We start from the raw sequence: 10,387 nt of genomic DNA, 5'->3' as shown, positions 1-10,387 counted from the left end.
AGGGAATGGCGTACGACCCGGGTTCCACTTACGTTCCCGGGTGAACACGCCATTTCTGAGGAGACGCCCCGGAGGGACCCCACCCCCACCCACCGAACAGAACGCACCCCGCGGAGCACCCGCACCCAGCCCGTCCGGCGATTGAGGACAAAGACCCCAGCCCCGGACCGGGGCGAGGCCAAAGACCCCCGCCCAAGGGCTACGCCCGTCACCGCACGCGTTCGACCCGCCGTTCGTCCCAGACCGGCTCCGCCGTCTCGCGTACGACGCCGTCCGAGCCGAAGACCAGGTACCGGTCGAAGGACTTCGCGAACCACCGGTCGTGCGTGACCGCCATCACCGTCCCGTCGTACATCTCCAGCCCGTCCTGGAGGGCTTCGGCCGACTCCAGGTCCAGGTTGTCGGTCGGCTCGTCCAGAAGCAGCGCGGTCGTGCCGGCCAGCTCCAGGAGCAGGATCTGGAAGCGGGCCTGCTGGCCGCCGGACAGCCTCTCGAAGGCCTGGTCCCCCTGGCGCTCCATCTCGTACCGCCGCAGGACGGACATGGCCCCGCCCCGGTCCTTGGCGTGCTCCGTCCACAGGATCTCGACGAGCGTCTTGCCCAGCAGCTCCGGATGGGCGTGGGTCTGCGCGAAGTGCCCCGCCACGACGCGCGCGCCGAGCTTCCACTCCCCGGTGTGCGCCACGTCGCCCCCGGCCAGCAGCCGCAGGAAGTGGGACTTGCCCGACCCGTTGGACCCGAGGACGGCGACGCGCTCCCCGTAGAAGATCTCCAGGTCGAACGGCTTCATCAGGCCGGTCAGCTCCAGGTTCTTGCAGGTCACCGCCCGCATCCCGGTCCGGCCGCCGCGCAGCCGCATCTTGATGTCCTGCTCGCGCGGCGGCTCGGGGGGCGGGCCGGCGTCCTCGAACTTCTTGAAGCGGGTCTGCATCGCGTGGTAGCGGTTGGCCATGTCGGGGCTGTTCGCCGCCTGCTGCCGCATCCGCAGGACGAGGGCCTTCAGCCGGGCGTGCTCCTCCTCCCAGCGGCGCAGCAGTTCCTCGAAGCGCGCGAACCGTTCCTTGCGGGCCTCGTGGTACGTACCGAATCCGCCGCCGTGCACCCATACGTCGCTGCCGGCCGGGCCGGGCTCCACGCTGACGATCTTCTCGGCGGCCCGGGAGAGCAGTTCCCGGTCGTGGGAGACGAAGAGGACCGTCTTGCGGGTCTCCTTCAGCTTCTCCTCCAGCCAGCGCTTGCCGGGGACGTCGAGGTAGTTGTCCGGCTCGTCGAGCAGCAGCACCTCGTCGGGCCCGCGCAGCAGCGCCTCCAGGACCAGCCGCTTCTGCTCACCGCCGGACAGCGTGCGCACCTCGCGCCACTGCGCCTTCTCGTACGGGACGCCGAGCGCCTGCATCGTGCACATGTCCCAGACGGTCTCGGCCTCGTACCCGCGCACCTCCGCCCAGTCGCTCAGTGCCTGCGCGTACGTCATCTGCGCGGCCTCGTCGTCGTTGGTGAGGATCAGCTCCTCGGCCCGGTCGACGGCGTGGGCGGCCTCCCGGATCCGGGGCTGGGCGACGGACACCAGCAGGTCCCGCACCGTGCGCTCGTCGCGCACCGAGCCGACGAACTGCTGCATCACGCCGAGGCCGCCGCTCACCGAGACCGAGCCGCCGTGCGGCTGGAGGTCCCCGGCGATCAGCCTCAGCAGCGTGGTCTTCCCGGCACCGTTCGCCCCGACGAGGGCGACCACGGCACCGTCCGCGACGCGGAACGAGGCATCGCCGAGCAGCACCCGCCCGTCCGGTAGGTAGTACTCGAGATGGCCTGCTTCAAGATGTCCCATACAGAGCATTGTCACGGGCGGCGAAGCTATGGCCCAACTGGTTTGGGTTCCGTCTAGGATTCGGCGCATGAGCTTTGGGCAAGGGGGGCCCTCGTGGGGGCCCGGGGGCACTGGGACTCCGGACTGGGCGGCGCTGGCCGAGGAATCCGCGGCACGCGCCAGGCGCAAGAAGTGGCTGATGATCGGCGGGGGCGCGCTGGCCACCGCGGCGGTCGCCGCGATCGTGGCGACCGCCGTCATCACCACCAACAAGAACGGCTCGGGCGGGACGTCGGGGAAGAGCGCGAGCGAGCTGCCGTCGGCGACCGCTCTGCCGAGCGAGACGGCGGAGCCCGAGCCGTCGTTCTCGTCGGTCGCCCCGCTGCCCCCGCCGGACCCGAAGGACTACATATCCGACGTGAAGAAGGACCGGGCGCCCGTCGACGTCGCCGCCTTCTTCCCCGGCAAGAAGCTGACGATGGGCAACCGCGTCTACACCAAGGGCGCGACGCACCACACCACGAAGTGCGCCACCACCACCCAGGGCGCGCTCGGCTCGATCCTCCTGAACAACGGCTGTGACCAGGTCATCCGTGCCACGTACAGCCGCAGCGGGGTGGCGGTGACCCTCGGGCTCGCGGTCTTCGAGACGGAGGCCCAGGCCAAGAAGGCCGCCCAGCAGGCCAGCGGCAGCATCGCGTCGCTCAGCGGATCCGGTGTGCCGGTGTTCTGCCGAGGTGGTTCCGTCTGCCGTCGCACGGCCAACTCCTACGGCCGGTACGCCTACTTCGCGATCAGCGGCTTCACCAACGGCAAGAGCGTCACCAAGACCGACAAGAACGTGTACGCCGTCGGCGACGACCTGACCGACTTCACCTTCCGCCAGATCCGCCACCGGGGCGAGACCCAGGCCTCGGCAGCCGCCGCCGCTCCCACCGCCTGACCCGTACGCCGTTCCGTTCCGTCACTTCCCCCGGACGCGGAGGACCGCTGCTGTGCGTCTCGTCTTCCTGGTCTCCTTCCTGCGCATCCTGCGTCACCGCGATGCCATCGGCACCGACCTGGCCCCCGACGAAGCCGTGGTCCTGGATCCGCCGGACGCCCCGCTGCGCGCCGCTCTCACCGCGGCGACGGCCGGTGACCACGCCCCGGCGCGGGAACTCCTCGCCTCGACGCGGATGCACGCCCAGTGGGAGCGCAGGGACGCGTATGTGAGCCGGCTGGCCAGGACCGCGCTGCACCACGACGGCTGGCTGGACGCCTGGCTCGCGGAGTCCCCCGATGACCCCGACGCCCTCCTGGTCGTCGCCGACTTCCACCTCCACCAGGCGTGGCGGGTACGGACGAGCGCCCGCGCGAAGGATGTAGAACAGGACAGGTTCCAGGCCTTCTTCGCGCTTCTGGAGGACGCCGTGCCGGTCATCGGCGCCGCGGCCGAGCTCAACCCCGCCGACCCGGTCCCCTGGCGCATCGCCCTCACCCACGCCCGGGGCACGCAGGCCCCGCGCGAGGTCTTCGACGCGTATCTCGCCGAGGCGGAGGCCCGCGACCCGCACCACTTCGGCTGTCACGTCCAGGCGTTGCAATACGTGTGCGCCAAGTGGTACGGCTCGCACGAGGAGATGTTCCGGTACGCGGAGCGGGTGGCCGAGTCCGCCCCGCCCGGCTCCAGGCTGCACGCGCTGCCGCTCCAGGCGGCGCTGGAGTACCGGCTGTCCGAGGCGGACGAGCCCGAGGGCCCCGACCCGTACGGGCCCAAGGTCGCCGCGGCCATCACCCGCGCCCTGGCCCTCTCCGACACGTACGACGGGGCGGGCGACCACGAGGCGGCCGGCTTCCGCAACGACCTGGCCCTGATGCTGATCCTGGCCGACCGGCCGGCCGAGGCCCTCGACGTGTTCCGGGCCATCGGCGTCCACGCCACCGAGTACCCGTGGAACCGCCTCGGCGACCCCCGTGCCGAATTCCTCGAAGCCCGGTCCGATGTCCGGCTCGACCTCGCCGCACGGATCCCGCTCCTCGGCCGCCCGCCGGCCCCGCCCGCCACCGCACCGGACTGGGCGGCCCTCACCCCGCGCGCGGTCGGGATCGTCCCCGCACCCCCGGCCGATGTGGCCCAGGCAGCCCTGATCTGCGGCTTCTCCTTGCGTACGGCTCCGGCGGGTGACGGCTACAGCTATGTCGAGGTGGTCCCCGAGGCCACCCGGGGCCGGCGCTCGGCGCTGCTCCCCCAGGAACCGCTGACCGCGGCGGCGGAGACCTTCACGACCGGCGAGACCTGGCCCGCCCTGATCCTGCACCGCACCCCCGAGCGCTGCACCGTCACCGCCCTCCACCAGGGCCGGCGGATCGCCACGCACACCTGGGACGCCGAGTCCCCCGCCCCCGACCACGCGGACGTACAGGACGTCGCGGCGGACCTCGCACATCTCTACCGGGTGGCGGACCCGCGCCCGCTGGCCCACATCCTGCGCGCCACCGGCGACCCGGTCCGCCACCAGGCCGAGCTGGTGACCGCCCTCGGCCTGCCACCCGTGCCTCCGGGCTTCGGCGGGGACACCGAGGTCCTGGCCGGGATACCCGGCGCCCGGGTACAGGCCCGCCGCTCCGTCCTCGCGGGCATGCGCGACACGATGACGACGAGCACCGGCGCCCATCCGGACGCTCCCGGGAACGGCACCCCGCGCACGGGCCGCTGGTGGCTGACCCGGGGCGCCGCGCTGCTGGCCGTCGGCGCCGCGGCGGTCTACGCCTGGTGGAGCCCGAGGGTCGGCTGGTTCCGCTCCTCGCTGCTGAGCGGCGCCGCGCTGTACCTGGCGGGCTCACTGGCGTCCGCGCTGCGCCGCCGGAGACGTGCGGCCTCCTGACCGCACGTCAACCGCAACGCACCGCCGCGGAAGAACAGCATCCTGACCGCGCGTCAGCAGCAGCACCGCCCCGAGCGGACTGCACGTCAGCAGCAGCCCGCCCCGGGCAGCGTCCGCACATTGCGCGCCTCGTTCGCACGGGCGGCCAGCAACTCATCGGCCGGGTAGGCGACTTCCTCCAGCGTCAGCCCGTGCGGCCGCACCACGTGCACCCCGGGATCGCGCACCCCGGCCGCCAGCACCTCGGCCGGCCACGGAGCCGGGCGGCGGCCGTCGCCCACGAACAGCATCGCCCCCACCAGCGCCCGCACCATGTTGTGGCAGAAGGCGTCGGCCCGCACGGTCCCGGTGATGATCCCGGACGCCTCGTCACGTACCCAACTCAGCTTCTGGAGCGTCCTGATGGTCGTGGCACCCTCGCGCTTCTTGCAGTACGCGGCGAAATCGTGCTCCCCCGTCATGCGCGCGGCGGCGGAGTTCATCGCCTCGACGTCCAACGGCCGGTCGTGCCACAGCACATGACCGCGCACCAGCGGATCGACGCCGCCCCGGCCGTCCGACACCCGGTAGGCGTAGCGGCGCCACAGCGCGGAGAACCGGGCGTTGAAGCCGGCCGGTGCCTCCTCGATCCGGTGGATCCGCACATCGGGCGCCATCCGTCCGGCCATCCGCCGCAGCAGCATCGAAGCGTGCTCGGCCCACACCTCGGCGGGCAGGTCGACATGCGCGACCTGGCCGCGCGCGTGCACTCCGGCGTCGGTGCGCCCGGCCACGGTCAGGTCGTAGGTGCGGGCGGAGCGGGTCACGGTCCGCAGCGCGTCCTCGATCTCCCCCTGCACGGTCCGCCGGCCGGTCTGCTTCGCCCAGCCCGAGAAGTCCTTGCCGTCATAGGCCAGGTCCAGCCGCACCCGGACGAAGCCGGGCTCCACCACGTCACTCACACCAGCGTTCCTCTCAAGATCCGTACACAGCGGAACGGGCCCGCACCGCCCCGAAGGGTGATGCGGGCCCGTCCAGAGGTCTCAGAACGCTCAGGCGTCCTTGGACTCCTCGTCGGCCTCGGCCGGCTTGGCGTCCTCGACGGACTCGACCGGGGTCTCGTCCTTCTTGAGGGCGTCTTCCTTGACCGCACGCTTTGTGGCGGCCTCGGCCTCACCGGTGGCCTGCTGGGCCACGGTCAGGGCCTCGACCAGCTCGATGACGGCCATCGGGGCGTTGTCGCCACGACGGTTGCCGATCTTGGTGATACGGGTGTAACCACCGGGGCGGTTCTCGTACCGGGGGGCGATCTCGGTGAAGAGCGTGTGCACGACGCCCTTGTCCGTGATCGACTGCAGCACCAGGCGACGGTTGTGGATGTCGCCCTTCTTCGCCTTGGTGATGAAGCGCTCGGCGACCGGACGCAGGCGGCGGGCCTTGGCCTCGGTCGTGGTGATGCGGCCGTGCTCGAACAGCGACTTCGCGAGGTTGTTGAGAAGAAGCTTCTCGTGCGCAGCGCTGCCGCCCAGACGGGCACCCTTGGCGGGCTGAGGCATGGTTTTCTCCTTGTGTGCTGCACCGGCCGTATCAGGTACCGGTGTCAGTTCCCACGCGGCGGTTGCCACGCGGAAGTCTTCAGGGGCCGGACGTACCTTCGTCCGGCCTGCCGGGCGAATTCACACCCGTCCGGCGATCGAGGACAGAGCCCCGGCCCGGCCCGGGGCACGCGTCAAGGACACGCGCCCCGGCCGGAGGTGGCTCAGTACTGCTCGGTCTCCACGAAACCGGCGTCCGCGTCGTCGTCGGCACCGAAGGCGTCGGCGGCGGCGGTCGGGTCGAAGCCGGGAGGCGAGTCCTTCAGCGCCAGGCCCATACCGGCCAGCTTCGCCTTGACCTCGTCGATCGACTTCGCACCGAAGTTGCGGATGTCGAGCAGGTCCGCCTCGGAGCGGGCCACGAGCTCGCCCACCGAGTGGATACCCTCGCGCTTGAGGCAGTTGTACGAGCGGACCGTGAGCTCCAGCTCCTCGATCGGCAGCGCCAGATCGGCGGCGAGAGCGGCGTCCGTGGGCGAGGGGCCCATGTCGATGCCCTCGGCGTCGATGTTGAGCTCGCGCGCCAGACCGAACAGCTCGACCAGGGTCTTACCGGCCGACGCCATGGCGTCACGGGGACGCATGGCCTGCTTGGTCTCGACGTCGACGATCAGCTTGTCGAAGTCGGTGCGCTGCTCGACACGGGTCGCCTCGACCTTGTACGTGACCTTGAGCACCGGCGAGTAGATGGAGTCGACCGGAATCCGGCCGATCTCCTGGCCCACCTGCTTGTTCTGGACGGCGGAGACGTAGCCGCGACCGCGCTCGACGGTCAGCTCCATCTCCAGCTTGCCCTTGCCGTTCAGCGTGGCCAGGACGAGGTCCGGGTTGTGGACCTCGACACCGGCCGGCGGGGCGATGTCGGCAGCGGTGACCAGGCCGGGACCCTGCTTGCGCAGGTACATCACGACCGGCTCGTCGTGCTCCGAGGAGACGACCAGCTGCTTGATGTTGAGGATGAGGTCGGTCACGTCCTCCTTGACGCCCGGCACGGTGGTGAACTCGTGCAGGACACCGTCGATGCGGATGCTGGTGACAGCGGCACCCGGGATCGAGGAGAGGAGCGTGCGGCGCAGGGAGTTGCCGAGCGTGTAGCCGAAGCCCGGCTCCAGCGGCTCGATGACGAACCGCGAACGGAACTCGTCAACGACCTCTTCGGTCAGCGACGGACGCTGAGCGATAAGCATGTGTGAATCCTTCAGTCATGGGCGCCCACTATTTGACACCCGACAGATGAAACAAGGATACGGGCGGCACACCCCCGTAGGGGGCATACCGCCCGTACCCACGCTACTGACGCACGGCCGTCACCGGCCGTGGCGGATCAGACGCGGCGACGCTTCGGCGGACGGCAGCCGTTGTGCGGCGTCGGGGTGACGTCCTGGATCGAACCGACCTCCAGGCCCGTGGCCTGCAGGGAGCGGATCGCGGTCTCGCGGCCGGAGCCCGGACCCTTGACGAAGACGTCAACCTTGCGCATGCCGTGCTCCTGCGCGCGGCGGGCGGCCGACTCGGCGGCCATCTGCGCGGCGAAGGGGGTGGACTTGCGCGAGCCCTTGAAGCCGACGTGGCCGGCGGAGGCCCAGGAGATCACGTTGCCCGAGGGGTCCGTGATCGAGACGATGGTGTTGTTGAACGTGCTCTTGATGTGCGCGTGGCCGTGAGCGACGTTCTTCTTTTCCTTGCGACGCACCTTCTTGGCTGCGCCCTGACGACCCTTGGGGGGCATGTCTTGACTCCAGATGGAGAGGGGAGGTGATCGGTCCTACAGCGAAGACCGCTGGATGCTGCGGATGTCCGGAGACCCGGACGCTCGCAGTGCGTCCGCTGAGGACTACTTCTTGCCCGGCTTCTTCTTACCGGCGATCGCGCGACGCGGACCCTTGCGGGTACGGGCGTTCGTGCTGGTGCGCTGGCCGTGGACCGGGAGACCGCGACGGTGGCGGATGCCCTGGTAGCAGCCGATCTCGATCTTGCGGCGGATGTCGCCCTGGATCTCGCGGCGAAGGTCACCCTCGGTGCGGAGGTTGGCGTCCACGTACTCGCGGATCTTGACCAGGTCCTCTTCGGCCAGGTCACGAACGCGGGTGTTCGGGTTCACGCCGGTGGTGGCGAGGATCTCCTTGGACCGGGTGCGCCCGATACCGAAGACGTAGGTGAGGGCAACCTCCACGCGCTTTTCGCGCGGGATGTCAACACCTGAAACGCGTGCCATTCAATGGCTCCAGTTGTCATGTCGGGGGTCTTCCGCAGTGCCACTCCCGACCGCCGACCTCTCGCTGGGAGAGGTGGTACGCCCGGGTCTCCGGCCCCCGCCGGAGGTGTCGTCAGCCGAAGCTTGGACGGGCACTGCGTATGTACGTTTACGTGCGTCGCGCGAAGTACTGCGAGATGCGAGGGGGTCGTGCGTCAGCCCTGGCGCTGCTTGTGGCGCAGGTTGTCGCAGATGACCATGACCCGACCGTGACGGCGGATCACCTTGCACTTGTCGCAGATCTTCTTGACGCTCGGCTTGACCTTCATGGGATGTCAGGTTCTCCGGGTCAGTGCCAGCACCCCGCCGAAGCGAGATGTGGGCAAGATCTACTTGTAGCGGTAGACGATCCGGCCACGCGTCAGGTCGTACGGGGAGAGCTCCACCACGACCCGGTCGTCCGGAAGGATTCGGATGTAGTGCATCCGCATCTTGCCGGAGATGTGCGCGAGGACCTTGTGACCGTTCTGGAGCTCCACCTTGAACATGGCGTTCGGGAGGGACTCGATCACGGTGCCCTCAATTTCGATGGCACCTTGCTTCTTGGCCACGCTTCGCCTTTCGAATCGGCTACCTTGATCGACTTCCGTCACTCGTATGCGGACACACGGATGCACGAGAGCCGACGAGTCAGTCTACGTCAGCGGACTCCAAAAGACGAATCCGTCAAGTTTGCCCACCGCGGCTGATCCTTAGACCTCCGGGTGGATGTCAATCACCCCGCCGGACGGGGCTCGGCCCAGCGGGCCGGGCGCCGCCTCGACGCCGGCCCCTCCCCCACGCAGACCTCGCGGGCTCGGCGCCGGGGCGCCTCACAGGCCTCGGCCCGCTGCGCCGGGCTCGGCCCGCCGGACGGGGCTCAGCCCAGCGGGTCGGGCGCCGCCTCGACGCCGTACTGCGCCAGTTTCTCGCGGCCGCAGTCCGGGGCGGTCAGGACCAGCGGGCCCTGCTCCGTGAGGGCGATGGAGTGCTCCCAGTGGGAGGACCAGCTGCCGTCGGTGGTGATGACGGTCCACTCGTCCTCCAGCACCTCCGTACGGGCCGTGCCGAGGGACACCATCGGCTCGATGGCCAGACAGAGGCCCGGGACCAGCTTGATGCCCTTGCCGCGCTTGCGGGCGACGTAGTTCAGCACGTGCGGGTCCATGTGCATCTCGGTGCCGATGCCGTGCCCGCCGTAGTCCTCGATGATCCCGTACTTGCCCGTCGCGGGACGGGGCTGGCGGCGAATGTAGGACTCGATCGCCTTCGAGATGTCCACGAGGCGGTTGTTCACCTTCATCGCCGCGATACCGGCCCACATCGACTCCTCGGTCACCCGGGAGAGCTCGACGAGCTCCGGAGCGTGACCGGTGCCGACGAAGGCCGTGTACGCGGCGTCGCCGTGCCAGCCGTCGATGATCGCGCCGCAGTCGATCGAGATGATGTCGCCGTCCTTGAGGACGGTCTTGTCGTCCGGGATGCCGTGGACGACGACCTGGTTCACCGAGGTGCAGATCGTCGCGGGGAATCCGCCGTACCCGAGGAAGTTCGACTTCGCGCCGTGGTCGGCGATCACCTTGCGGGCGACCTGGTCCAGGTCCCGCGTGGTGGCGCCGGGCACCGCCGCCTCGCGGGTGGCCGCGTGAATGGCAGCGACCACCAGCCCCGCCTCGCGCATCTTCGCGATCTGCTCGGGGGTCTTGATCTGCACCATTGCGCGGCGCCTTTCTGGAGGGACGGTGACGGCTGCGGCGTACTCAACGATACGGCGCAAACAGTCGGGCGCGGCGCCCCCACGGCGCCCCGGCCGCCGGGCACGGATGGACTGCGGGGGTGGCGACGGCCGTGGCGGCCTTACGCGCCACCCAGGCCCCCCCGGGCACCACCCAGACCGAGACCCGCG

General features: G+C 70.1%; 11 protein-coding genes. 2 read left to right on the top strand and 9 right to left on the bottom strand.

Annotated elements, in window-relative coordinates; genetic code table 11:
• Positions 1 to 208: 208 nt before the first annotated feature.
• Positions 209 to 1,828, bottom strand: a complete 1,620-nt coding sequence (locus ACZ4LX_RS36215) for an ABC-F family ATP-binding cassette domain-containing protein (protein WP_467651258.1) — start codon at positions 1,826 to 1,828, stop codon at positions 209 to 211.
• Between the two features lie 67 nt (positions 1,829 to 1,895).
• Here ACZ4LX_RS36215 and ACZ4LX_RS36210 point away from each other — a divergent pair, with 67 nt between their 5' ends.
• Both ACZ4LX_RS36210 and ACZ4LX_RS36205 read left to right on the top strand, forming a co-directional pair.
• Positions 1,896 to 2,750, top strand: coding sequence for a hypothetical protein (locus ACZ4LX_RS36210; RefSeq protein WP_467651259.1), 855 nt, complete (start codon positions 1,896 to 1,898; stop codon positions 2,748 to 2,750).
• Positions 2,751 to 2,802: 52 nt separating this feature from the next.
• Entirely contained in the window at positions 2,803 to 4,674 is a 1,872-nt protein-coding gene (locus ACZ4LX_RS36205; RefSeq protein ID WP_467651260.1) for a hypothetical protein, read from the top strand.
• An 86-nt stretch (positions 4,675 to 4,760) separates the two neighbouring features.
• Here the strand turns inward: ACZ4LX_RS36205 and truA are convergent, their stop codons facing one another.
• The 8 genes from truA to map form a co-directional block, all read right to left on the bottom strand.
• The gene (gene truA / locus ACZ4LX_RS36200; RefSeq protein ID WP_467651261.1) at positions 4,761 to 5,615 is read right to left on the bottom strand and encodes a tRNA pseudouridine(38-40) synthase TruA; all 855 of its coding nucleotides are present in this window, start codon (positions 5,613 to 5,615) and stop codon (positions 4,761 to 4,763) included.
• Between the two features lie 90 nt (positions 5,616 to 5,705).
• Positions 5,706 to 6,209 carry a 50S ribosomal protein L17 gene (rplQ, locus tag ACZ4LX_RS36195; RefSeq protein WP_467651262.1) on the bottom strand — a complete coding sequence of 168 codons (504 nt, stop codon included), beginning with the start codon at positions 6,207 to 6,209 and terminating at the stop codon, positions 5,706 to 5,708.
• Between the two features lie 203 nt (positions 6,210 to 6,412).
• Positions 6,413 to 7,435, bottom strand: coding sequence for a DNA-directed RNA polymerase subunit alpha (locus tag ACZ4LX_RS36190; RefSeq protein WP_003966937.1), 1,023 nt, complete (start codon positions 7,433 to 7,435; stop codon positions 6,413 to 6,415).
• A gap of 137 nt (positions 7,436 to 7,572) precedes the next feature.
• Positions 7,573 to 7,977 (bottom strand): 30S ribosomal protein S11, encoded by a 405-nt coding sequence (gene rpsK / locus ACZ4LX_RS36185; protein WP_003956432.1) that lies wholly within the window; start codon positions 7,975 to 7,977, stop codon positions 7,573 to 7,575.
• A gap of 105 nt (positions 7,978 to 8,082) precedes the next feature.
• A complete protein-coding gene (rpsM, locus tag ACZ4LX_RS36180) occupies positions 8,083 to 8,463 on the bottom strand; it encodes a 30S ribosomal protein S13 (protein WP_014047799.1) in 381 nt (126 codons plus the stop codon).
• Positions 8,464 to 8,657: 194 nt separating this feature from the next.
• The gene (rpmJ, locus tag ACZ4LX_RS36175; RefSeq protein WP_003956441.1) at positions 8,658 to 8,771 is read right to left on the bottom strand and encodes a 50S ribosomal protein L36; all 114 of its coding nucleotides are present in this window, start codon (positions 8,769 to 8,771) and stop codon (positions 8,658 to 8,660) included.
• Between the two features lie 60 nt (positions 8,772 to 8,831).
• Positions 8,832 to 9,053 (bottom strand): translation initiation factor IF-1, encoded by a 222-nt coding sequence (gene infA / locus ACZ4LX_RS36170; protein WP_003956442.1) that lies wholly within the window; start codon positions 9,051 to 9,053, stop codon positions 8,832 to 8,834.
• Between the two features lie 308 nt (positions 9,054 to 9,361).
• A complete protein-coding gene (map, locus tag ACZ4LX_RS36165; protein ID WP_467651263.1) occupies positions 9,362 to 10,198 on the bottom strand; it encodes a type I methionyl aminopeptidase in 837 nt (278 codons plus the stop codon).
• Positions 10,199 to 10,387: the final 189 nt, after the last annotated feature.

The sequence above is a fragment of the Streptomyces sp. NPDC026062 genome (assembly GCF_055568375.1).
This window is presented reverse-complemented; position numbering and strand designations above follow the sequence as displayed.

What these genes read in the sequence shown, in the direction of transcription:
- ACZ4LX_RS36215 (WP_467651258.1), bottom strand. Translation starts at nt 1,828, where the DNA reads ATGGGACATCTTGAAGCAGGCCATCTCGAGTACTACCTACCGGACGGG.
- ACZ4LX_RS36210 (WP_467651259.1), top strand. Translation starts at nt 1,896, where the DNA reads ATGAGCTTTGGGCAAGGGGGGCCCTCGTGGGGGCCCGGGGGCACTGGG.
- rplQ (WP_467651262.1), bottom strand. Translation starts at nt 6,209, where the DNA reads ATGCCTCAGCCCGCCAAGGGTGCCCGTCTGGGCGGCAGCGCTGCGCAC.
- ACZ4LX_RS36190 (WP_003966937.1), bottom strand. Translation starts at nt 7,435, where the DNA reads ATGCTTATCGCTCAGCGTCCGTCGCTGACCGAAGAGGTCGTTGACGAG.
- rpsK (WP_003956432.1), bottom strand. Translation starts at nt 7,977, where the DNA reads ATGCCCCCCAAGGGTCGTCAGGGCGCAGCCAAGAAGGTGCGTCGCAAG.
- rpsM (WP_014047799.1), bottom strand. Translation starts at nt 8,463, where the DNA reads ATGGCACGCGTTTCAGGTGTTGACATCCCGCGCGAAAAGCGCGTGGAG.
- rpmJ (WP_003956441.1), bottom strand. Translation starts at nt 8,771, where the DNA reads ATGAAGGTCAAGCCGAGCGTCAAGAAGATCTGCGACAAGTGCAAGGTG.
- map (WP_467651263.1), bottom strand. Translation starts at nt 10,198, where the DNA reads ATGGTGCAGATCAAGACCCCCGAGCAGATCGCGAAGATGCGCGAGGCG.